The following is a 21,948-nucleotide window of genomic DNA, read 5'->3' as shown; positions in this document are numbered from 1 at the left end:
CGTCGAGGCGCTTTTACCACTCTATCGGTAGAGAAACTAGACGTCCTCGACCAAACGCCCGTAAAGGTCCGGCCGGCGGTCGCGGAAGAAGCCGAAGGCGGCGCGGTGGCGGCGCGCTGCTTCGAGGTCGAGCGTGGCGGTGATGACTCCGGTCTCGCTCGCGCCGAATTCGGCAAGGATGTCGCCGCGCTCGTCGCAGATGAAGGAGTGGCCGTAGAAACGCTGGCCGCATTCCTCGCCGATCCGATTGGAAGCGACGACCGGGACGACGTTGGACACCGCATGGCCGATCATCGCGCGGCGCCAGAGCCGCGACGTGTCGAGGTCCGGATCGTGCGGCTCGGTGCCGATCGCGGTGGGGTAAAAGAGGATTTCGGCGCCCTCGAGCATCAGCGCCCGGGCGGTCTCCGGATACCATTGGTCCCAGCAGATGCCGACTCCGAGCGTGCCCTGCGCCGTCGGCCAGGCGCGAAAGCCGGTATTGCCGGGGCGGAAGTAGAATTTCTCCGAATAGCCGGGCCCGTCGGGGATGTGGCTCTTGCGATAGAGGCCCATCACCGCGCCCTTGGGATCGATCATCGCCAGGCTGTTGTAATGGTGGGGCCCGTCCAATTCGAAGAAGCTGGTCGGGATGGTGATTTCGAGCTCGGCGGCGAGCTTCCGCATCGCCAGCACGGCGGGATGGGAATCGACAGGGCGCGCGGTGGCGAACAACGCCTCGTCCTGGGTCTTGCAGAAATAAGGACCTTCGAAGAGCTCGGGCGGAAGGACGACCTTCGCGCCCTTGCCCGCGCCCTCGCGGACGAGCGCGGAGACGTTGGCGATATTCTCGTCGATATCGTCCGTGAAGGCGAGCTGGAGAGCGGCGACGGTGAGCTTGGTCATCGCTGCCCCATATCCGTTCGTGTCGAGCGAAGTCGAGACACCCCTTCGAGCGAAGCGAGAACTCTTGCCTCGGCTACGCCCTCGTCCCTCGACTTCGCTCGGGAGGGTCCCTCGACTTCGCTCGGGACGAACGGTGGGGGGACAGGTCAGTGTTAGCCCGGCACCTGCTGGCTGATGCAGTGGAAGCTGCCGCCGCCGGTCAGGATATGGTCGGCCCGAAGGCCCACGGCCACCCTGCCTGGAAACAGCGCCTGGATCGCCGCCACCGCCGCCGCGTCGTTCGGCGCGCCATATTGCGGCACGACCACCGCGGCGTTGCCGATGTAGAAGTTCATGTAGGAGGCGGGAATGGTCTCGCCCCCGCGCAGTACGCGGCCGGGCGAGGGCAGGGGGACGACTTCCAGCCCGAAGGCGCGGGCGCGGCTGGCGGCGTCGCGATAGACCGCCTCGTTGGGGTCGCTTTCGGCAGGCTCGGGAATGGCGAGCGTTCCGGGCGCGACGAAGCGGGCGAGATTGTCGACATGCCCGTCGGTATGGTCGTTCATCAGGCCGCTGCCCAGCCAGAGCACGCGGTCGAGCCCGAGGTCGGCCGCGAGCTTCGCCTCGATCTCGCCGCGCGAGAGGAAGGCGTTGCGGTTGGGGTTCATCAAACATTGCTCGGTGGTGACGACGAGGCCGGTGCCGTCGACGTCGATCGCCCCGCCTTCGAGGATCCACTCGGCGCGGCGGACGTGGAGGCCGATTCCCTCGGCCAGCCGCCGGCCGATCAGATCGTCACCCGGAAGGTCGTATTTCCCGCCCCAGCCGTTGAACGGGAAGCTCATCGCCCGCGCCGGGCCGGGGCCCCTGACCACGATCGGCCCCGTGTCGCGAAGCCAGATGTCGCCGAATTTTTGCTCCACGATCGTCGCGAAGGGTGCCAGCGCCCGAGCCGCCGCAGCGGCCTCGGCGTCGGCGGCGACGAGATGGACCTGCTCGCCTTTGCCGTCCTGCCAGACCGCGCGGGCGAAGGCCGCGACCTCCTCGCGGGCGGGTTCGAGATCGTCCTCCCACAGGTCCGGATGGCTCGGAAAGCCGATCCAGACGAAGGCGTGCGGCGCCCATTCGGGGGGCTGGCGGTAGGTCATTACTGCCCGGCGCGGGAGCGGTCGCGGATGGCGCGGAATTCGTCGCCGGGGAGCCAGTTGGGCCAGTCGCGGCTGGTCGCGAGTTCGCGGCCGACCCGGTAATAGACCTGGACGTCGGCGAGCGCGCCCCGCCAATCCCAATTGGGATCATATTCGTCGTCGACGCCGTGATAGCGGTGCGCTCGATAATCCTCGGACGCGGCGCGCCCCGCGGCGGGGCCGCCGTTGACCAGGTCCTCGCCGCCGCGGCCGTAGAGCATCGGCACGCCCATCTTGGCGAAGCTGAACTGGTCCGAGCGGAAATAATAGCCCGCCTGGGGCGTCGGCTCGGGCGAGACCCGAAGGCCTCCGGCGGCGGCGGCCCGCTGGAGATAGGCATCGAGCTCGGACTTGCCGCCGCCGATCGAGACGAAGTCGCGCGCCGCTCCGGCGAGGTTCAGCGAATCCATGTTGAAGCCGCCCGCGGTGCGCGCCAGCGGGTAGATGGGGTGCGCGGCGTAATAAGCCGAGCCGAGCAGCCCGGATTCCTCGCCGGTGACCGCAAGGAAGATGATCGTCCGGTCGGCGGGGCCGGCGCGGGCGTGAGCCTCGGCGAGCGCGATCAGGGCCGCGGTGCCGCTGGCATTGTCGACCGCTCCGTTGCAGATCCGGTCCTCGCCGGTCTCGGTGCACAGGCCGAGATGATCCCAATGGGCGGTGTAGATGACATATTCGTCGGGATGGGTTCGGCCCGGCAGAACGCCGATCACGTTGCGCGAATTGGCGCGGCGAATCTGGTTGTCGAGGCTGACGGATGCCTTCAGGCCCAGCGGCACCGCGCGGAAGCCGCGCTGCTGGGCGGCGCGGGTGAGGGCGTCGAGATCCTGGCCGGAGGCCGAGAGCAGCCGGCGCGCGGCGGCGTTGGTCAGCCAGCCGTTGACCGCGGTCTGGTCGGCGCCGTTGTTGTCGGACTGCATGTAGAGCTGCGAGCCCGACCAGCTGTTCTCGACCACGTTCCAGCCGTAGGAGGCCGGAGCGGTGTCGTGGACGATGAAGGCGGCGGCGGCGCCCTGGCGGGCGGCTTCCTCGAACTTGTAGGTCCAGCGGCCGTAATAGGTCATCGCCCGGCCGCCAAACGTGCCCTCGAGACCCGGCGACTGCCAGTCGGGGTCGTTGACGAGGATGATCACCGTCTTGCCGCGCACGTCGAGCCCGGCATAATCGTTCCAGCCGCGCTCGGGCGCGTTGATTCCGTAGCCGACGAAGACGATGTCGCTATCGTCGACCGAGACGTGCGGCTGGGCGCGATAGGAGGCGCCGATATAGTCGGTGCGGAAGGCGAAATTCAGCTCGCTCGTGCCGCCCGCGATGCGCAGCCGGGGCGCTCCTTGCGCCGTGATCTCGACCAGCGGCACGTCCTGGAACCAGCCGCCGTCGTTTCCGGGCCTGAGGCCGGCGCGCTGGAACTCCTGCGAAATGAACTCGGTGGCCCGGGTCTCGCCCTCGGTGCCGGGCGCACGGCCCTGGAACTCGTCGCTCGACAGCGTGCGCGTCGCGCGCTGGATGGTCTCGACGGAGATGGGCGGGGCGGCCGAAGGTGCCGCGGCGGCAGCGGCGCCCAGGCCGGCGAGCAGAAGGGCTGGAAGAAGGCGCATGGCTGGCTCCTCGGATCGGTCGGCGACGCGGCCGCTATAGGGTGGGCCGGGCGGAGCCCGCAAGGCACGGGGAGAACACGGTAATGCCACGCGGTCTCTTGCCACGAGGCGCCCGGCCTGCTGAGGATGGCGCCTTACAGGGGGCATTCATGATCACCAGGATTTCTGTTTTGGCGGCGTGCGTCGCCGCGTCTGCCACGTCCGCCGCGTCGGCGCAGCCGGCGGCGAGCCCCGCGGCGCTCTACGGCGTCAGGGAAAGCGTCGAGGCGATCGACATTTCGCCCGACGGCACCCACGTCGTCTACCTCCAGCCCGGTCCGGGGCGAACGACGGTCGTCTTCTATGCCACCCTTTCGGAAGGCGGCGAGCCGCAGGCGATCCTGCGCTCCGGCGGCGATCCCGAGCGGCTGCGCTGGTGCAATTTCGTCACCAACGAGCGGCTGATCTGCAAGGTGACCGGCATGAACGACAGCGCCGGAATCCTGATCCCTTTCTCGCGGCTGATCTCGATCGACACGGCCGGCCGCAACCTGACGATGCTCGGCCAGCGGCAATCCTTCTACGACGCGAATCTTCGCCAGTTCGACGGATCGATCCTCGATTGGCTCGGCGGGCAGGAGAGCGCGGTGCTGATGGCCCGCGAATATGTTCCCGAGGCCGGCCGCCAGGGCACCCGGATGGTGCGGACCGCGAACGGCCTCGGCGTCGACCGGATCGACCTCGCCAGCGGCCGATCGACCCAAATCGAGGCGCCGAACCCCCATGCCGGCTACTATATCAGCGACGGCAGGGGCCACGTGCGGATCATGGCCTCGCCGGCGAGCACCAGCGCGGGCCAGGTCGCCTCGCAGATCAACTATTATTACCGCGCCAGCGGCAGCCGCGACTGGCAGCGCCTCGGCAGCTCGGGCACCCGCACCGAGGCGGACATGGTTCCGCTGGCCGTCGATTCGGGGCTCGATTCGGCTTATTTCCTGCGCAAGCTGAACGGCCGCCAGGCGCTCTATCGGATCAAGCTCGACGGCTCGATGGCCACCGAGCTGGTCTACGCCAACGAGCGCGTCGACGTGGACGACGTCGTCTCCGCCAACCGCGGCTCGAAGATCATCGGCGTGACCTTCGCGGAGGAGCAGCGCCGGGTGATCTATTTCGATCACGACTACGAGGTGCTTGCCCGAGCGCTCGCCCGCGCCATACCCAATCTCAGCCAGATCAATTTCGGGACGACCAGCGCCGACGGCAACCGGGTGATCATCCACGCCGGCAGCGACACGGACGCGGGGCGCTACTACGTCTACGATCGTTCGGCGCGGGCGCTGAACGAGGTGCTGATGGTCCGGCCCCAGCTCGAGGGCGTCGCCACCGCCCAGGTCCGCGCGGTCTCCTATCCCGCCGCCGACGGCGTGATGGTGCCCGCCTATCTCACGCTTCCGCCGGGCTCGGACGGGCGCGGCCTGCCGGCGGTGATCCTGCCGCATGGCGGCCCCGAGGCGCGCGACGAATGGGGGTTCGACTGGATCGCCCAATATCTCGCCCGCCTGGGCTATGCCGTCCTCCAGCCCAATTTCCGGGGCTCGGCGGGCTATGGCGACGCCTGGCTGCAGCGCAACGGCTTCCAGGGCTGGCGCACCTCGATCGGCGATATCAGCGCCGGCGCCCGCTGGCTGGCGGCGCAGGGCATAGCCGACGCCAATCGGATGGCGATCGTCGGCTGGTCCTATGGCGGCTACGCGGCGCTCCAGTCGGGAGTCGCCGAGCCCGGCCTCTATCGGGCGATCGTGGCGATCGCGCCGGTCACCGATCTCCAGCAGCTCAAGCACGATTTCGACGATTATTCGAGCGCCCGCAGCGTCGCGGCGTTCGTCGGCGACGGGCCCCATGTGCGCGAGGGTTCGCCGCTCCAGAACGTCTCGGCGATCCGGGCTCCGGTGCTGCTGTTCCACGGCGACCGCGATCTCAATGTGCCCGTGTCCCACAGCCGCAGGATGGACGACGCCCTGCGCGACGCGGGCAAATCGAGCGAGCTTTCGCTCTTCCCGGGGCTCGAGCACGACCTCGCGGATTCGGCCGTCCGGACGCAGATGCTCGAGCGGATCGGAACCTTCCTCGCCGCCAATACGGCGGCCCGTTAGCAGGCAAAAAAAGGGCGGCTCCAGTGGAGCCGCCCGTTCCTTCCGGCAGAGGCCGATCGATCAGCGCGAGTAGAACTCGACGACCAGGTTCGGCTCCATCCGGACGGGGTAGGGAACCTCGTCCAGCGTCGGGATCCGGTTGAAGACGACCTTCGTCGTTCCGTCCTGGACGATATATTCGGGGATGTCGCGCTCGGGCAGGCCCTGAGCCTCGATCACCAGCGCCATCTCCTGCGCCTTCGCCCCGAGCTCGATGACGTCGCCGACCGAGACCTTGGCCGAGGCGATGTTGAGCTTCTTGCCGTTGACCCGGATGTGGCCGTGGTTGACGATCTGGCGCGCGGCCCAGATGGTCGGAGCGAACTTGGCGCGGTAGACGACCGCGTCGAGACGCCGCTCGAGCAGGCCGATCAGATTCTGGCCGGTGTCGCCCTTCATCTTGGCGGCTTCGGTATAGGCGCGCTTGAACTGCTTCTCGGTCACGTCGCCATAATAGCCCTTGAGCTTCTGCTTGGCGCGCAGCTGGATTCCGAAATCGGAAACCTTGCCCTTGCGGCGCTGGCCGTGCTGGCCGGGGCCGTATTCGCGGCGGTTGACCGGGCTCTTGGGCCGTCCGAAGACGTTCTCGCCCATGCGGCGGTCGAGCTTGTACTTGGCGCTGGTGCGCTTAGACATGTCTTACTCCAATTTGCTTCTGTCAGGTTCCCTGGGCCGCACCGCCGGACCTTGTTGTCCGGCGCGGCCGCCGCTTCACCAGGGGTGCGGGGCCAATTGCGAAGGCGGGCACATGCGGGCCGAGGCCCGCTAAGTCAAGCCGAAACGCCGCCCGGACGGACGGCGCAGGCTTCGACGCGGGGTTTCGGCAATCAGAACTGGCGCGCGCCGCGGTTGTTCTGCGTGCGCTCGGTATTCTCGCGCGTGAGGCGGCGGGAATCCACCCATTGCTGGCGGGTCATGCAAATGCGCTGGCGCCCGAGGCGCGAGCCCGTATCGTCCACGGTGCGGCAGACCAGCTCGTTCGGATCGAAGCCGGATTCATTGGCCTGGCCGGAACTCGGCGCCTGGGCCCAGGCGGCGCCGGAGGCCAGAAGCGCACTGACAAACACAATCTTCTTCATCGTCCACCCACTCTTTGTCTTGGAGCCGCGTGAAATGGTGTTGGGGGCCGGCGAAAGTCAAGTCCGGCTCAACGGCCAAGTGCAATCCGGAAGCTGAACCGAGCCTTGCTAGCGGCGGCGGGGCTCGGCGAGGGCGCGCACGATTCCCCGCACCGCCTGGATCTCGCGGGTGGACCAGGGGGCCTTGGTGAGGATCGTGCGAATCGTGTGCTTGGTCGCCTGGGTGCGATCTGGCGGATGGAAATAATCCGCCGCCGCGAGCGCGTCGAACAGCTGGTTGATCAGGCCTTCGAGGTGCGCCTGGGGCGCGCGCGGCTCCTCGATCCCGCCTTCGGTCGGGACGGCGAGCGCGACATGCCCCTCGTCGCCGCGCGGGATGAATTTCGACCATTCGTAGGCGACGAGGATCACCGCCTGGGCGAGGTTCAGCGATCGGAAATCGGGATTGACGGGGACCGTGACGATCTTCCCCGCGAGCGCCACCTCGTCGGTCTCGAGCCCCGAGCGCTCGGCGCCGAACAGGATCGCCGAGGGGCCGTCATTGCCGTGGATCTCGCGCCCCGCATCCTCGGGCGACACCACGGGCATGACCAGCCCCCGCTTCCTCACCGTCGTCGCATAGACGTGGGCGCAATCCGCGACCGCGTCGGCCACGCTGCCGAACACCCGCGCCCGCTCCAGAACCACGTCCGCGCCCGAAGCCGCGGGGCCTGCGGAGGGGTTGGGCCAGCCGTCGCGCGGGGCGACGAGGCGCAGGTCCGTGAGCCCGAAATTGAGCATCGCCCGAGCCGCCTTGCCGATATTCTCGCCGAGCTGGGGGCGGACGAGGATTATGGCGGGGGGTGGGGGGTGACCATTCTCGGCTGCGCCTATTGCCTCGGCTTCGCTCGGCGGGGTGTCTCGACTTCGCTCGACACGAACGGGGGGAGGGGGAGGGATAGGAGAAGGGGAAGAGGAAACCACAACAGATTCCGTTCGTCCCGAGCGAAGTCGAGGGACCCTCCCGAGCGAAGCCGAGGGACGAACCGTCGAGGCCCGTGCCGCACGCTCGCTCGGCGGTATGGCGGCCCAGCTCACCTCCCCCCAATCACCGCGGATCAGCGCCTCTTTCTTGGCCCGGGACCAGCTCTTCACCCGAAGCTCCGCCTCCAGCGCCTCGGCCCGCGTGGGAAATTCGTCGGCCCACATCAGTTCGACCGGGCGCTTGTCGTGCGTGTAGCCCCGGATCGCGCCGCTCTGGTGCTCGGCGATCCGGCGGTCGAGATCGTCGGTGTGCCCGGTATAATATATCCCGTTCGAGAGACGCAAAATGTAGGTCCAGAAGCTCATCGGTTCATCTCGGCTTCGCTCGATAGGTGTCTCGACGGAGTTTATCCAGAGCGTCGCCGCAGGTGGCGTCGATGGGCTCGACACGAACGGAATTGGGATCGGCTGGCGGAGCCTTACTCCCCCACCGTGCCCGCGAAATCCTCGAAATCCTTGGCTTCGCGGAAGTCCTTATAGACGCTGGCGAAGCGGATATAGGCGACGGGATCGAGCGCCTTCAGGCCCTCCATCACCAGCGCGCCGATCCGCGCCGAGGGCGTCTCGCTCTCGCCGCTGGTCTCGATCTGGCGCTGGATCGAGGAGGCGAGGCGCTCGATCCGCTCCACGGGCACGGGGCGCTTGCGGCAGGCGGTGGCGATCGAGCGCTCCAGCTTGGTGCGGTCGAACGGCTCGCGCCTCTCGCCCGACTTGACGATGGTCAGCTCGCGCAGCTGGACCCGCTCGAACGTGGTGAAGCGCGCCCCGCAATCCTCGCACTGGCGGCGGCGGCGGATCGACGAGCCGTCCTCGGTCGGACGGCTGTCCTTCACCTGGCTGTTCTCATGGGCGCAGAACGGGCATCTCATGACCCCTCTCCCCTCCGGGGAGAGGGAAGAGCCGCGAAGCGGCGAAGGGAGAGGGGGAGTCCGAGCGAGCCGCTCAAGACTCCCCCTCTCCCCGGCCCTCTCCCCCGAGGGGAGAGGGAGAATAGATCGGAAACCGGGCGCAAAGCTCGCGCACCCGCGCCTTCACCTCGGCCTCGACCGCCGGATCGCCGTCCTCGCCTTTGGCCCTGAGCCCTTCGAGCACGTCGGCGACCATGTCGGCGATGTCGCGGAACTCAGGCACTCCGAAGCCGCGGGTCGTGCCCGCGGGCGAGCCGACCCGGATTCCGCTGGTCTTGACCGGGGGAAGGGGATCGAACGGGATGCCGTTCTTGTTGCAGGTGATCGACGCGCGCTCGAGCGCCTCGTCGGCGTCCTTGCCGGTGATCCCGAGCGGGCGAAGGTCGACCAAAGCGAGGTGGGTGTCGGTGCCTCCGGCGACGAGATCGGCGCCGCGCTCCTTGAGGCGGCCGGCGAGCGCTTTGGCGTTGGCGATCACCGCCTTGGCATAATCCTTGAAATCGGGCCTCAGCGCCTCGCCGAACGCGACCGCCTTGGCGGCGATGACGTGCATCAGCGGGCCGCCCTGAAGGCCGGGGAAGACCGCCGAGTTGATCTTCTTGGCGATCACCTCGTCGTCGGTCAGCACCATGCCGCCGCGCGGGCCCCGAAGCGTCTTGTGGGTGGTGGTGGTGACGACATGGGCGTGGCCGAAGGGCGTCGGATGCTCGCCCGCCGCGACCAGGCCGGCGAAATGGGCCATGTCGCACATGAAGAGCGCTCCGACCTCGTCGGCGATGGCGCGGAAGCGGGCGAAATCGATGTGGCGCGGATAGGCGGAGCCGCCGGCGATGATCAGCGTCGGCCTGTGCTCCTTCGCCAGCGCCTCGACCTGATCGAAATCGATCAGATGGTCGTCGGGCCTCACCCCGTACTGGACGGCGTTGAACCACTTGCCGGACATGGCCGGCCGGGCGCCGTGGGTGAGGTGGCCGCCGGCGTCGAGCGACATGCCGAGGATCGTGTCGCCGGGCTTGGTCAGCGCCAGCATGACGGCCCCGTTCGCCTGCGCGCCCGAATGCGGCTGCACGTTGGCGAAACCGCAATCAAACAATTGCTTGGCGCGCTCTATTGCCAGCGTTTCTACGCTGTCCGACGGCCCGCAGCCCTGGTAGTAGCGCCGGCCCGGATAGCCTTCGGCATATTTGTTGGTGAGCACCGATCCCTGCGCCTCGAGCACCGCCCGGGAGACGATGTTCTCCGACGCGATCAGCTCGATCTGGTTCTGCTGCCGGTCGAGCTCGGCGCACACCGCGTCGGCGACCGCAGAATCCGCCTGGCGCAGCGTGTCGGTGAAGAAGCCGCCCGGCTGCAGGTCCCCCGACTCCGCATCTCGACTTCGCTCGATGCTCGCTCGGGATGAGCGGTCCATGGTGTCGCTGCTCATGCGGATTCCTCGGCGAAACGGGGGTGGGTCAGCTTCTCGACTCGATTATGGTGGCGGCCGCCCGCGAAGGGCGTGGCGATGAAGGTCTCGATGCACGCCTTGGCCATCTCGATGCCGACGAGGCGGGCGCCCATGGCGACGACGTTGGCGTCGTTATGCTCGCGCGCCAGGCGGGCGGAGAGCGGCTCGGAGACCAAAGCGCAGCGGCAGGCCGGGTGGCGGTTGGCGGCGATCGAGATGCCGATTCCGGAGCCGCACAGCGCGACTCCGAGATCGGCGCGTCCGGCGGCGATCTCGTCGGCCAGCTTGTAGCCGTAATCGGGATAGTCGACCGATTCGATTCCCTCCGGGCCGAGGTCCGCCACCGAGTGGCCGATCTCGCCGAGCCACCGGACGAGCTGCGCCTTCAGCTCGACCGCGGCATGATCGGAGGCGATGGCGATGCGCATGAGGCAAGCCCCTAGGCAATCGCGCGCGGATTCGCCACCGGATATTGGCTCCCTAGCGTCCGGTGAAGCGCGGTTTGCGCTTTTCCATGAAGGCGGCGACCCCCTCGCGATAATCGTCCGAAAAACCGAGCTCGCGCATCGCGTCGCGCTGCCGGTCGAGCTCGGAGCCGAGGCTCTGGCCCCAGCTTTCGCGGAGCATCGCCTTGATCCGGGCAAGGCCGAGCGTCGGACCGGCGGCGAAGCGCCCGGCCAGCGCGTCCACCTCGGAGTCGAGCGCCTCGTCCTCCACCGCCTTCCAGATCAGCCCCCATTCGGCCGCCCGCTCGGCCTCGAGCGGCTCGCCGGTCAGCGCCAGGCCGAGCGCCCGCGCCTGGCCGACCAGCCGCGGAAGCACCCAGGTGCCGCCGCTGTCGGGGATCAGGCCGATCGCGGCGAACGACTGGATGAACTTCGCGCTCTTCGCCGCGACCACGACATCGCAGGCCAAGGCGATATTGGCCCCCGCGCCGGCCGCGACTCCGTTGACTCGGGCGATCACCGGCATCGGCAAGGCGGTGAGCGTGCGGATCAGCGGGTTGTACCGGCGCTCTACCGACTCGCCGAGGTCGACCGCCTCGCCCGGCGCCACCGCGCGGTCGTTCAGGTCCTGGCCGGCGCAAAAGCCGCGCCCCGCGCCGGTGAGGATCAGGGTCCGCGCGCCCTCGAGCCGGTTCAGCGCGTCGGCCACCTCCTCGTGCATCTCGACGGTGAAGCTGTTGAGGCGGTCGGGACGGTTGAGCGTCAGCCGGGCGATCCCGCCTTCGATGGCGAAGAGGATGGTTCGATAGGGCATTACCGGCCCCTAGCGCTCGCCGCCGCGCAAATAAATTCGATTCTCCCGCTTGCCCTTTCGCGCGCCGTGCCCTTAAGCCTCGACTCCCATGGCGCGGTTCATTTTCATCACCGGCGGCGTGGTCTCATCGCTTGGCAAGGGCCTGATGGCGGCGTCGCTCGCGGCGCTTCTCCAGGCCCGCGGCTATACGGTCCGCCTGAGGAAGCTCGATCCCTATCTCAACGTCGATCCCGGCACGATGAGCCCCTACCAGCACGGCGAAGTCTACGTCACCGACGACGGCGCCGAGACCGACCTCGATCTCGGCCATTACGAGCGCTTCACCGGAGTCCCCGCGCGCCAGAGCGACAACGTCACCTCGGGGCGAATCTACCAGGGAATCATCCAGCGCGAGCGGCGCGGCGACTATCTCGGCGCCACCGTCCAGGTCATCCCGCACGTCACCAACGCGATCAAGGACTTCATCCGCGCCGACATCGACCCGGAATGCGACTTCATCATCTGCGAGGTCGGCGGAACGGTCGGCGACATCGAATCCCTGCCCTTCGTCGAGGCGATCCGCCAGTTCCGCAACGAAAGCGAGCGCGGCTCCACCCTCTCGATCCACACCACTTTAGTCCCCTACATCGCCGCCGCCGGCGAGCTGAAGACCAAGCCGACCCAGCACTCGGTCCGCGAGCTGACCAGCCTCGGAATCCAGCCCGAGATCATCGTCACCCGCCTCGAACACCCCTTGCCCGACAACGAGCGGGCCAAGATCGCGCTCTTCTGCAACGTGCGCAAGGAAGCGGTCATCCCCGCGCTCGACGCGAAGAGCATCTACGCCGTCCCCGCCCAATATCACGAGGCCGGCCTCGACGCCGAGGTGCTGCGCGCCTTCGGCATCGCGGACGCGCGCGAGCCCGAAATGGCCCGCTGGAGCGACGTCACCGACCGCCTGTTCAACCCCGAGGGCGAGGTGACGATCGGCGTGGTCGGCAAATATGTCGGCCTCCAGGATGCCTATAAGAGCCTCACCGAAGCGCTCGTCCACGGCGGCCTCGCCAACCGGGTCAAGGTCAACATCCAGTGGCTCGACGCGGAATTGTTCGAGCATCCCGAGGCCGAGATCGCCGCCTCGCTCGAGCCGATGCACGCCATCCTCGTCCCCGGCGGCTTCGGCGAGCGCGGCAGCGAGGGCAAGATCGCCGCCGTCCACTTCGCCCGCGAACGCGCCGTCCCCTTCTTCGGCATCTGCCTCGGAATGCAGATGGCCTGCATCGAGGCGGCGCGGAACACCGCGGGGCTGGCGGGGGCGGGGAGCAGCGAGTTCGGCGAGGCGGAGGAGCCGATCATCGGCCTGATCACCGAATGGATGAGCGAGGAGGGCCTGCAGAAGAGGGCGGAGGGCGGCGATCTCGGCGGCACGATGCGGCTCGGGGCCTATGAAGCGGTGCTCGGCGGCAACAGCGTGGTCCGAAGCGTCTACGGCGCCGAACGCATCAGCGAACGCCACCGCCACCGCTACGAGGTCAACGTCCACTACAAGGAAGCGCTGGAGCAGGGCGGGCTGGTCTTCTCAGGAATGAGCCCGGACGGGGAATTGCCGGAGATCGTCGAGCGGCCGGATCATCCCTGGTTTATCGGGGTTCAGTTCCACCCGGAGCTGAAGTCCAAGCCGTTTGAACCTCACCCCTTATTCGCCAGCTTCATAGAAGCCGCCGTCAAACAATCTCGTCTTGTTTGAGGGCTCCACCCTCCGATCGTCCTGAGCCTGTCGAAGGATTATCGAGGCGGCCATGAAACAATCACGGCTCGTTTGAGGGGGTGAGCTTCAAACTCCGCTGATGTCCGATCGAGCGGAGACGAGAGCGGACCCCCCGCTCATCCTGAGCCGGTCCTGACCGAAGGGAATGGCCGAGTCGAAGGAACCCTCTCTTCGCAAGCTTCATCGAGGCTGCGGTCAAGCAGTCTCGCCTCGTTTGACGGGGCTGAAACTCCGCTGAAACCCGCTCATCCTGAGCGCAGCCCGACCGAAGGGAGTGGTGCAGTCGAAGGAAGCCACTGTTCGCGAGCTTCATTGAGGCCCGCCGTCAAGCAATCGCGGCTGGTCTAGCCGTGGCGTTCGGGATCGAAGGGTTTGCCGCTGATGTTGGATCGAGCGAAGCCGAGAGCCGACACCCCGAATGTCCTGAGCCCGTCCCGAGCGCAGCGAGTGGCGGAGTCGAAGGAACCGCATCCTCTCTTCGCAAGCTTCATCGAGGCTGCGGTCAAGCAATCTCGGCTCGTTTGAATTGCTGAGTTTACGCCAGCCAAACGCCATGTTACTGCTTTGTTCTACTGAATTGGAGCGGGCGATTGGTGCCGACAACTGACCTTATTTCTGAGCGAACGAGCTGACCGGTGGCCAGTGCCGTATATAAACGCGTTCTTCAAGAAACCGGCTATTTGGCGCCCGATGGTTCGCCTGCGAGGGGGCTAGTAGCATCAGGCGACTCTAGGGCTCGACAATATCGGGCGGTTTTCTCGCCGGAAATCGGTCTCGAAGCGGACGATCTTTTCTTTGCGCAGAATTCCGCGACAAGTGTCTTCAAAGACTCGGGTGAGGAAGACCCGACGCCCGATCAGCTAAAGCACTGGCACGAGACCGCGTGGAATATCGGCTTTGCGCCGTTACTGTGGATCATCACACCCGTTGAGGTCCGCCTGTATGATTGTTATGCAGCACCTCGCATATGGAACGAGAAGAGTGGTACTAAGCCACTTCAAGTGTTCGCACTTGGCGTGGATGGATTGAAATCTCTCAATGCGATCTGTGGACGTGTTGCAACAGAGACGGGCGCTTTCTGGAGCAGTTCGCTTGGATCATCAATCAATCGCAACTGTCGTATTGACCGTGAGCTACTGGCTGAGATTGATGCTTTAGAAAACGAATTGGCTTTCGCTCCTTCGGGTTTGAGTGAAGCAGCGGTTGTGGATCGGCCTGCAGTTATCCGCGATTTATCTCAACGCTTTATTGGTCGATGCATATTCACTTGGTATTTGATCGATCGGGGCATCGCTCAGAGATTTTTACCCGACGACATACCGGCAGACCTCGGAAAAATCTTCCAGGAGAAGAGGACAACCTTTGCGCTGTTTGCATGGCTCCGGTCGACGTTCGACGGGGACCTGTTTCCCATGGAAGACCAAGGGCTTGAAGAGGAGCATCTTACCGACGCGCACCTGGTATTGCTTCGCGACTTTGTAGACAGCCGAAGCTTAGTTCCCGAAAAAAGGGGTCAAGGAAGATTATTCAAGTTTCGGTTCAATGCGATCCCTGTTGACCTAATTAGTTCTATATATCAACAGTTCGCTCGATCGTCCGCAGCCGAGGAGGCTGCGGCGCAAGGACTCCATTACACTCCCATCGAACTCGTGCATTTGACCCTCGATCCCGTATTTGAGGATTTGGATAGCGAAGCGCGGATTGTAGATCCCACCTGTGGTTCAGGGGCATTTCTCGTAGAAGCTTTCCGCCGTTTGGTTTGGAAAGCGACTAAAGGGGCGCCATCCACTCGGAACATAGTTCGCAGAATCCTATACACACAGCTCTTTGGGATCGATGTTAATAAATCTGCACTCGGGATTGCGGCATTCAGTCTATACCTCGCCGCCCTCGAATTCGACGAAGAAAGCATCAACGATATCTCGGATTTGAGGTTCGAACACCTCTTAGGAACAACATTATTTCATGCAGATTCCTTGGCAGATGAGCTCCCGGCTACCCTTAATCAAGTCCCATTCGACGCCGTGGTTGGCAACCCACCCTGGACCTACGTCAAGCTAGACGGAGGATATCCGACGCGTAACCTACAGGATGAGAAAACGCTTCGTCCGCGCCGTAGCCCGGATCAGCAATTTCTAACAGTTGCAGCGTCCCTGGCAGGGGCTTCCGGCAGAGTCGGCATGATCATGAAAGCCACTCCATTCTTTTCGGGCGACGACTTTGCGATTCAATCGCGTTCGTCGCTTATGGAGCGACTTGCGCCAACCGCTCTGATAAATTTGTCGTTTCTGAGAAAGGAGGATCTCTTTCCTGACGCATCGGGGCCCGCGCTACTGTTTTTTGCGCGATGTGCACTGACGACAGTAAAGGAGCGAGTGCTCGTCGGATCAATTCCTTGGGCCCCTCATTTCAAGGGTAGTGGGATTTTCCAGATTGGCCCTGCCGAGATTAAGTCAGTGCCACTGGCCGATATCAAAGCGGCTCCTACCTTTCTGAAAGCCGCCACGTTCGGCACCATTCGTGACGGATGGCTCATTCGCCGTCTCTGGGAGAATTTTCCGACGCTCGAACATCAACTTAATTGCCTTGACGTTGATCCGGAGCAGGGGCGGGGGCAAGGCTACATTGTGGGAGGATCCCCACAGAGGTCTGTTCCCCCGTCGTACTACAAACTTCCGGTTGTCACCCCCATGGAATTTCGGCCGCTTCGTATCGCGACCGAAGGGTTAGACCATCTTGAGCGGGCCACCCTTCACCGACCACGTAAGCGTTCGATATTTTCAGGCCCTCTCGTTCTCTGCCCGAAAGGGGCCTACTCATTCGGTATTGAGAGAGGCCGTTATGCAGCATCCATAGTATTGGACGACGCTCTTTATACCCAGAATCTTTATGGCATATCATTTTCTGGACTAGACGGAAGGTATCCGTTCGTCTTGTCGGCAATTTTAAATTCTGCGATTACTACTTTTCAATTGGCATTTGGGGGCCCGACATGGGGGTTGGAGCGGCCCACAGTGACGCCAGAGGATATACTATCCTTAAGAGTCCCTGATCTGGCGAGATGCCCAGAACATTTATTGAAACAAGCCGTTGATCGAGAAAGGGCACTTGCAGACTCGCCGCACTCGCAAGAGGCCCTCAGGGCTCTAGATAAAGCGGTTTTTGATCTTTACGAATTGGAGGATCAAGAACGTGTAATAGTTGAGGATAGTGTCGAGAGAGCACGGTTCTTGATATTTGAAGGGCGAAGCGAACGCTGTCGCGCGGTGAAGAGACCCAATGTCGGAGACTTAGAGACCTATGCCCTCGCAGCCGTGGCAACTGTAAACGGTTATCTTAGGGCACGAGGCGAGCGACATTTGAGAGCTTCGTTATACGATGCGCAGGTTGAAGGTGGTGATCTGTCCAAAGGCATTCCCGGGATTACAGCGGTCAGATTCAGCATGGCCCCTGGAAGCCCCGATGGTTCGTGCTCCGTTGGCATGGGCGATGCGAAAGACCTTGCAAATCTAGCCACTCTGCTTGGCGGAAAGTCTGAGACTCATGCGCCCCCATATCTCAACGAGCGTAGACACTTGCGGTTTTACATTCAAAACAGCCTATTTATTCTCAAGCCGTCTGAACAACGGTACTGGACGGCGACTGCTGGCTTGAATGACGGGGATGTTGTGTTAGCGGATCATTGGCTCCAGACTCAGCATGCCGCTGCTTAGCTCCGACGACCCTATCGGCAATCCGGCTTTCGGACTTGGTGCTGATCAAGTTGCGACAGTAGTGGATTTGATATGCCGTGGGGCTGAGGAAGCAAGGCCGCATATCGAAGCGAAGATGCTGGAAGTCCCTATAACAATGGTCGTTCGGAAAGCTGTGCGCCGGGTTAAAGTGGCGTTGGGCCTTACAAATCTCGAAATTCGCGGCGAGCATGAGCTGGAGGACATGTCAACAATGGGCCCCGAGATCCTAGGTAGAATAGATATCACGATGAAATTCACGCATCAGTTTGGATTTGAAGATGCGTACGTTCCGGTGGAGTGTAAGAGGGTGGCAGCGGGAGATTCCACGCTGAATGCAAATTATGTGGTGAAAGGTGTCCAACGGTACGTAGCGGGGCAATACGGCTCGGGTTTGGAGTGGGGCTTTATGCTTGGGTATGTTCTGAAGCCTCCTGTGAATGACGTGGTAGAAGCGATAGATGCATCCATCTGCCACCACTACGGAACTCCCGCCAAGCTTGCTACGTGCGAAGGGCATCCACTCGCATTAGCCCTACTGGAGGGGACGGTATTGCAAAATGGCGCGCATCCATTGCGCCTTAAGCACGTCTTTGTAGAGATGAGCGCTGCGGCGTGACCTCGTAATCTGTGCTCAGCGACGGTCGGTGACGGACTTCCTTGGTGTAATACGATAGACCTCGAATTGATCTGGAAATGTTCCTGCCACGTTCTTGCGAGCTCGAGCTCTGTCTGCTAAATTAGTGCGACTCGGCGCTCGCCCGCCGGGCGGCTGATTCTCAGTTGGGAAAAGGTGCGCGCCTACCGATCCGGGCTTGGCCGTCGCATTGCTCATGGCCACCGCGAACATTGGGACCATTCGCGCGGAAACGCACCTGAGCAGCGCGCAGCGCAGCGACGGAGAGGTTGAACGCCCGGCCGACAGGTGGGCGAAGCCCAGCTTGATCGTAATCTGCTCCCGCACGCTCCCGCCCCGGCCGAACAAATCCCGGAAGGTTCAGGTTTTTCTCTCCCTAAGGAAGCGGAAACTTCGGAAACTTCCGCCTGTGCCGAGCCTGCCGAAAGGGCCTGTCCTGAGCGTGTCGAAGGGCCCCTCAGGGCTTCGGCGCGGCGGCCACGATATAGCTCACGACGCGCCCGACATGAGCGCGCGGGCCGCCGGTTTCGCTGATGATGATCTCAAGATCGCCCAGGCGGAAGCGGGCCTCGCGGCGCGTCTCGGCGGGCAAAGCGGCCGCTTCGGGAAGGCAGGCCCTGGTCAGCGCGGTCAGCCGCTCGGCGCTGAGATGGTCGGGCGCGAGGCTCTGGTGGCAGTGCCAGTAGCTCCGCCGTGCGTCGCCGGCGCGGAAGCAATGGGTGAAGCCCAGGCGGGGCGGGGCCGCGGCGCTCCGCTCCAGGCTGTAGAAGGGCTCGGGCGTCTCCGCCGCCGCGGCGATGATCCGGCCGAGATCGTGGCAGAACTGCGCCTCGGCGCTCGGCACCTGCGCCGCCGCCCCGCTCGTCATCGCCAGCCCGGCCAGCACCGCCGTCGCTCCCCGCATCGCATCCTCCCTCGTCGAGCCTCGAAGGTCGCGCCCGCGACATGAGCGGCGCCTGAACTGCCTCACGGCACCAAAGCGGACCAGCCGCGTTTTGCAACACAGGTAAGCGCGAACCTCCGTCCCCTTCGGCGGCCGCGCCAGTAAAAGTGGAGTATCCTATGTCCGGTGGTGCCCCCCGGCTGCGGCGCGCGCTCGCGCTCGGCCTTCTTTCCCTCAGCCTTTCCGCAACGATCCCGGCCGCCGCTTATGCCGCGACAGACCCCGAAATCCCGGCCGCCGCCGAGGGCGCCGATCTCGCCTCCGACGGTCTTCGCCCCGGCCAGTATCGCTGGCACCCGGCGGCCGCGCCCGGTGACGGCCCGGTGGCCATCGTCGTCAGCCTGCCGCTCCAGCGCGCCTTCGTCTTCCGCTCCGGCGCCCTGATCGGCGTCTCCACCATCTCCAGCGGCCAGCCGGGCTACGACACGCCCACCGGCACCTTCCCGATCCTGCAGAAGGAGGTCGACCACCATTCCAACCTCTACGACGACGCGCCGATGCCCTTCATGCAGCGGCTTACGTGGGACGGAGTCGCGCTCCACGCCGGCCAGATCCCCGGCCATCCCGCCTCGCACGGCTGCGTCCGCCTGCCGCGCGCCTTCGCCCAGCGGCTCTACGGAGTGACCGCGCTCGGCAGCCAGGTGGTGGTGACCGACGAGGCGCCCTCCAGCCCGGAGGAAGCGCTGGCGCTGGCCGCGCCCCTGCCGGTCGCCACCCAGCTCGCCGCGGATTGAGCGAAGGGGCGAGGCCTGCCATGGTGACGGCCTCACCGCCGTCCGGAGCACATGCTTGGCCCTTCCCGAAATCCTCGGCTTCCTGCTCCTCGCCGCGGCGCAGGGGCCGGCGCATCCGCCGCCGCCGCCGGGAAGCGCGCTCGAGCGCTTCTTCGTCGGCCGCACCGAGGGCTCGGGCATTGTGCACATCATCATGTCCGGCCGCCACGCCGTTCGCGATCGTGCCACCGGGCGCATGCAGGGGGGCACGCTGGTGCTCGATCAGGTCGTCGAGGAGGAGGGCAAGCCGGCGCGGCGCCGGGTCTGGCGGCTGACCCGCGGCGCTGCCAACGCGGTGACCGGGACGATCAGCGACGCGCGCGGCGCGGTCGCCGGCGAAGTGTCCGGCGCCACCCTCCACCTGCGCTACCGCCTTGCCGAGGGGCCCTCGGTCGAGCAGTGGATCACGCTCCAGCCGGGCGGCCGCGCCGCCTCGAACCGGATGACCATCCGCCGCTTCGGCTTCAACGTCGCCACCGTCGAAACGACCGTCCGCCGCGTCGATTAGGGCCGTCGACTAGCAGCTGCCGATGTCGACCCAGCGCCCGTTCCAGCATTTGAAGCGCTGGTGGTTGTCGCAAACGGTCGCGCCGTCCGAATATTTCTTGTCGTTCCAATAGCATTCGGCGGCGGCCAGGCCTTGCAGATCGTCGCCGGCCTCGTCCTCGCTCGCTTTTGGCGAGCTCCTCAGCGAAGCGTCCTGCGGATCGACATGTTCGTCTTCCTGCATCGTTTTCCTCCTTGCTGCCGGAGCCGAACCTATCATCGCCGCGGAGCGAGCACCACTCGGCTCGGACGGCGGACTGGGAGGAGACGGGGCCCAAACGACAAGTGCCCGGGCCTTGCGGACCGGGCACCCGTGAGACGGCTCGCGCCGTCTACCCCCTTGTGATGCCCCGGCCCGCGCGCTTTCTCACCTCGCCAGAGAAAACGGGACCGGAGCTTCCCCGAACCAGGGCGTTAAGTCCTTGGTTGCGTGGCCCGGTACCTATGCCCGCCCACCGGCCTTGTCATCGCCCGATCGCCAATCGTGGCGACTTTGCGGCGAAACTGTTGCCGACCCGCAACAGAAGCTGCGAACGATCCGCAACAGGCGCCTTAATCAGGCGCTCGTCCTGATCTGGCTTTGCGTTGCGTTGCGCTGGCGGCATCCGTAAGGCGTCGCCATGCGCCTGTCCCGTTACTTCCTCCCCGTCGTCAAGGAGACGCCCGCCGACGCCCAGATCGTCAGCCACAAGCTGATGCTCCGCGCCGGCCTCATCCGCCAGACCGCCGCCGGAATCTACGCCTGGCTTCCGCTCGGCCACCGGGTGCTCAAGAGGATCGAGCAGGTCGTTCGCGAGGAGCAGGACAAGGCCGGCGCGGTCGAGCTGCTGATGCCGACCATCCAGTCGGCCGAGCTGTGGCGCCAGTCGGGCCGCTACGACGCCTACGGTCCCGAAATGCTTCGCTTCCCGGACCGCAAGGGCAGCGAGATGCTCTACGGGCCGACCAACGAGGAAATGATCACCCAGATCTTCCTCGGCAGCGTCAAGAGCTACCGCGATCTTCCGCGCACGCTCTACCACATCCAGTGGAAGTTCCGCGACGAGATCCGCCCGCGCTTCGGGATCATGCGCGGCCGCGAGTTCCTGATGAAGGACGCCTACAGCTTCGATCTCGACGAGGCGGGTTTGAAGGCGAGCTACGAGGCGATGTTCGTCGCTTACCTTCGCACCTTCGCCCGGCTCGGCCTCCAGGCGGTTCCGGTGCGCGCCCCGACCGGGCCGATCGGCGGCGATCTCAGCCACGAATTCCACATCCTCGCTGAGACCGGCGAGAGCGCGATCTTCTACGACGCGGCGATCGAGGAGGTCACTCGGGAGGACCTGCTCGGCGCCGATGCCGCGACCATCGCCCGCCTCACCGGCCTCTACGCGATGGAGGAAGAGGAGCACGCCAAGGTTCCCGACTGCCCCGTGCCCGCCGATCGCCTGCGGCAGCGGCGCGGAATCGAGGTCGGCCACATCTTCGCCTTCGGCACCAAATACAGCGAGTCCATGGGCCTCAGCGTGCAGACGGCGGACGGCGCTCAGGTTCACCCGCAAATGGGCAGCTACGGCATCGGCGTGTCGCGCCTGATGGGCGCGATCATCGAGGCGAGCCACGATGAGGGCGGCATCGTCTGGCCGGAGGCGGTCGCGCCGTTCCGCGTCGGCCTCGTCAACATGCGCGCCGACGACGGCAGCGTCACCAGCGCCGCCGACGAGATCTACGGCCGGCTGCAAGAGGCCGGCGTCGACACCCTTTACGACGACCGCGACGAGCGCGGCGGCGCCAAGTTCGCGACGATGGACCTGATCGGCCTGCCCTGGCAGCTGATCGTCGGCCCCAAGGGGCTGGAGAAGGGCGTCGTCGAGCTGAAGCGCCGCTCCACCGGCGAACGCGAGGAGCTGAGCATCGAAAGCGCGCTTGCGAGGCTGACCGCGTGAAGATCGCCACTCCGTCCGTTCGTGTCGAGCGAAGTCGAGACACCCTCCCGAGCGAAGTCGAGGGACGAAGCGAAGCCGAGGCCTGTTCTCGCTCCGCTCGAAAGGGTCCCTC

The 21,948-nt window shown here is 65.3% G+C and carries 18 protein-coding genes and 1 pseudogene; 8 read left to right on the top strand and 11 right to left on the bottom strand.

Going from position 1 to position 21,948, the window contains the following annotated elements:
• Positions 1-36: 36 nt before the first annotated feature.
• The 3 genes from aguB to E6G92_05375 form a co-directional block, all read right to left on the bottom strand.
• The gene (aguB, locus tag E6G92_05385) at positions 37-885 is read right to left on the bottom strand and encodes an N-carbamoylputrescine amidase (protein ID TMJ19234.1); all 849 of its coding nucleotides are present in this window, start codon (positions 883-885) and stop codon (positions 37-39) included.
• Between the two features lie 152 nt (positions 886-1,037).
• The gene (locus E6G92_05380) at positions 1,038-2,012 is read right to left on the bottom strand and encodes an agmatine deiminase family protein (protein ID TMJ19233.1); all 975 of its coding nucleotides are present in this window, start codon (positions 2,010-2,012) and stop codon (positions 1,038-1,040) included.
• Positions 2,012-3,646 (bottom strand): M28 family peptidase, encoded by a 1,635-nt coding sequence (locus E6G92_05375; GenBank protein ID TMJ19232.1) that lies wholly within the window; start codon positions 3,644-3,646, stop codon positions 2,012-2,014. The genes E6G92_05380 and E6G92_05375 overlap by 1 nt, the downstream gene beginning before the upstream one ends.
• An 83-nt stretch (positions 3,647-3,729) precedes the next feature.
• Between E6G92_05375 and E6G92_05370 the strand changes: the two genes are divergently transcribed.
• Positions 3,730-5,778, top strand: coding sequence for a S9 family peptidase (locus E6G92_05370; protein TMJ19231.1), 2,049 nt, complete (start codon positions 3,730-3,732; stop codon positions 5,776-5,778).
• Between the two features lie 60 nt (positions 5,779-5,838).
• Here E6G92_05370 and rpsD read toward each other — a convergent pair whose 3' ends face one another.
• The 7 genes from rpsD to E6G92_05335 form a co-directional block, all read right to left on the bottom strand.
• Positions 5,839-6,453, bottom strand: coding sequence for a 30S ribosomal protein S4 (gene rpsD, locus E6G92_05365; GenBank protein TMJ19230.1), 615 nt, complete (start codon positions 6,451-6,453; stop codon positions 5,839-5,841).
• 191 nt (positions 6,454-6,644) lie between these two features.
• A complete protein-coding gene (locus E6G92_05360) occupies positions 6,645-6,896 on the bottom strand; it encodes a hypothetical protein (protein ID TMJ19229.1) in 252 nt (83 codons plus the stop codon).
• Positions 6,897-7,004: 108 nt separating this feature from the next.
• Positions 7,005-8,225 (bottom strand): rRNA methyltransferase, encoded by a 1,221-nt coding sequence (locus E6G92_05355; GenBank protein ID TMJ19228.1) that lies wholly within the window; start codon positions 8,223-8,225, stop codon positions 7,005-7,007.
• 113 nt (positions 8,226-8,338) lie between these two features.
• Positions 8,339-8,788 (bottom strand): transcriptional repressor NrdR, encoded by a 450-nt coding sequence (nrdR, locus tag E6G92_05350; protein ID TMJ19227.1) that lies wholly within the window; start codon positions 8,786-8,788, stop codon positions 8,339-8,341.
• Positions 8,789-8,861: 73 nt separating this feature from the next.
• On the bottom strand, positions 8,862-10,238 hold the full coding sequence (locus E6G92_05345; GenBank protein ID TMJ20719.1) for a serine hydroxymethyltransferase: 1,377 nt from the start codon (positions 10,236-10,238) through the stop codon (positions 8,862-8,864).
• Positions 10,239-10,249: 11 nt separating this feature from the next.
• On the bottom strand, positions 10,250-10,702 hold the full coding sequence (gene rpiB / locus E6G92_05340) for a ribose 5-phosphate isomerase B (protein TMJ19226.1): 453 nt from the start codon (positions 10,700-10,702) through the stop codon (positions 10,250-10,252).
• Positions 10,703-10,754: 52 nt separating this feature from the next.
• A complete protein-coding gene (locus tag E6G92_05335) occupies positions 10,755-11,534 on the bottom strand; it encodes a 2-(1,2-epoxy-1,2-dihydrophenyl)acetyl-CoA isomerase (GenBank protein TMJ19225.1) in 780 nt (259 codons plus the stop codon).
• An 88-nt stretch (positions 11,535-11,622) separates the two neighbouring features.
• Here E6G92_05335 and E6G92_05330 point away from each other — a divergent pair, with 88 nt between their 5' ends.
• The 6 genes and pseudogenes from E6G92_05330 (at position 11,623) to E6G92_05305 (ending at position 19,873) form a co-directional block, all read left to right on the top strand.
• On the top strand, positions 11,623-13,260 hold the full coding sequence (locus E6G92_05330) for a CTP synthase (protein TMJ19224.1): 1,638 nt from the start codon (positions 11,623-11,625) through the stop codon (positions 13,258-13,260).
• 656 nt (positions 13,261-13,916) lie between these two features.
• The gene (locus tag E6G92_05325; GenBank protein TMJ19223.1) at positions 13,917-16,994 is read left to right on the top strand and encodes an SAM-dependent DNA methyltransferase; all 3,078 of its coding nucleotides are present in this window, start codon (positions 13,917-13,919) and stop codon (positions 16,992-16,994) included.
• Positions 16,981-17,631 (top strand): hypothetical protein, encoded by a 651-nt coding sequence (locus tag E6G92_05320; protein ID TMJ19222.1) that lies wholly within the window; start codon positions 16,981-16,983, stop codon positions 17,629-17,631. Before E6G92_05325 ends, E6G92_05320 begins: the two co-directional genes overlap by 14 nt.
• Before the next feature lie 861 nt (positions 17,632-18,492).
• Positions 18,493-18,588: pseudogene (locus E6G92_05315) on the top strand (DUF4390 domain-containing protein).
• Positions 18,589-18,711: 123 nt separating this feature from the next.
• Positions 18,712-19,326: a hypothetical protein gene (locus E6G92_05310; protein ID TMJ19221.1), complete on the top strand. Its 615-nt coding sequence runs from the start codon at positions 18,712-18,714 to the stop codon at positions 19,324-19,326.
• On the top strand, positions 19,322-19,873 hold the full coding sequence (locus E6G92_05305; GenBank protein TMJ19220.1) for a DUF3833 domain-containing protein: 552 nt from the start codon (positions 19,322-19,324) through the stop codon (positions 19,871-19,873). The genes E6G92_05310 and E6G92_05305 overlap by 5 nt, the downstream gene beginning before the upstream one ends.
• Before the next feature lie 9 nt (positions 19,874-19,882).
• On the opposite strand, the gene E6G92_05300 is transcribed toward E6G92_05305, so the two are convergent.
• The gene (locus E6G92_05300; GenBank protein TMJ19219.1) at positions 19,883-20,095 is read right to left on the bottom strand and encodes a hypothetical protein; all 213 of its coding nucleotides are present in this window, start codon (positions 20,093-20,095) and stop codon (positions 19,883-19,885) included.
• A 436-nt stretch (positions 20,096-20,531) separates the two neighbouring features.
• Between E6G92_05300 and E6G92_05295 the strand changes: the two genes are divergently transcribed.
• Positions 20,532-21,836 (top strand): proline--tRNA ligase, encoded by a 1,305-nt coding sequence (locus tag E6G92_05295; GenBank protein ID TMJ19218.1) that lies wholly within the window; start codon positions 20,532-20,534, stop codon positions 21,834-21,836.
• Positions 21,837-21,948: the final 112 nt, after the last annotated feature.

It is taken from the genome of Alphaproteobacteria bacterium (genome assembly GCA_005883305.1).
Classification (GTDB): Bacteria; Pseudomonadota; Alphaproteobacteria; order Sphingomonadales; family Sphingomonadaceae; genus Allosphingosinicella.
Note: the sequence above shows the minus strand (reverse complement) of the source record. Positions and strands in the feature narration are given on the sequence as shown.

What these genes read in the sequence shown, in the direction of transcription:
- rpsD (TMJ19230.1), bottom strand. Translation starts at nt 6,453, where the DNA reads ATGTCTAAGCGCACCAGCGCCAAGTACAAGCTCGACCGCCGCATGGGC.
- E6G92_05295 (TMJ19218.1), top strand. Translation starts at nt 20,532, where the DNA reads ATGCGCCTGTCCCGTTACTTCCTCCCCGTCGTCAAGGAGACGCCCGCC.
- E6G92_05345 (TMJ20719.1), bottom strand. Translation starts at nt 10,238, where the DNA reads ATGGACCGCTCATCCCGAGCGAGCATCGAGCGAAGTCGAGATGCGGAG.
- E6G92_05310 (TMJ19221.1), top strand. Translation starts at nt 18,712, where the DNA reads ATGTCCGGTGGTGCCCCCCGGCTGCGGCGCGCGCTCGCGCTCGGCCTT.
- E6G92_05355 (TMJ19228.1), bottom strand. Translation starts at nt 8,225, where the DNA reads ATGAGCTTCTGGACCTACATTTTGCGTCTCTCGAACGGGATATATTAT.
- E6G92_05320 (TMJ19222.1), top strand. Translation starts at nt 16,981, where the DNA reads ATGCCGCTGCTTAGCTCCGACGACCCTATCGGCAATCCGGCTTTCGGA.
- rpiB (TMJ19226.1), bottom strand. Translation starts at nt 10,702, where the DNA reads ATGCGCATCGCCATCGCCTCCGATCATGCCGCGGTCGAGCTGAAGGCG.
- E6G92_05370 (TMJ19231.1), top strand. Translation starts at nt 3,730, where the DNA reads ATGCCACGCGGTCTCTTGCCACGAGGCGCCCGGCCTGCTGAGGATGGC.
- E6G92_05375 (TMJ19232.1), bottom strand. Translation starts at nt 3,646, where the DNA reads ATGCGCCTTCTTCCAGCCCTTCTGCTCGCCGGCCTGGGCGCCGCTGCC.
- aguB (TMJ19234.1), bottom strand. Translation starts at nt 885, where the DNA reads ATGACCAAGCTCACCGTCGCCGCTCTCCAGCTCGCCTTCACGGACGAT.
- E6G92_05335 (TMJ19225.1), bottom strand. Translation starts at nt 11,534, where the DNA reads ATGCCCTATCGAACCATCCTCTTCGCCATCGAAGGCGGGATCGCCCGG.
- nrdR (TMJ19227.1), bottom strand. Translation starts at nt 8,788, where the DNA reads ATGAGATGCCCGTTCTGCGCCCATGAGAACAGCCAGGTGAAGGACAGC.
- E6G92_05300 (TMJ19219.1), bottom strand. Translation starts at nt 20,095, where the DNA reads ATGCAGGAAGACGAACATGTCGATCCGCAGGACGCTTCGCTGAGGAGC.
- E6G92_05380 (TMJ19233.1), bottom strand. Translation starts at nt 2,012, where the DNA reads ATGACCTACCGCCAGCCCCCCGAATGGGCGCCGCACGCCTTCGTCTGG.
- E6G92_05330 (TMJ19224.1), top strand. Translation starts at nt 11,623, where the DNA reads ATGGCGCGGTTCATTTTCATCACCGGCGGCGTGGTCTCATCGCTTGGC.
- E6G92_05360 (TMJ19229.1), bottom strand. Translation starts at nt 6,896, where the DNA reads ATGAAGAAGATTGTGTTTGTCAGTGCGCTTCTGGCCTCCGGCGCCGCC.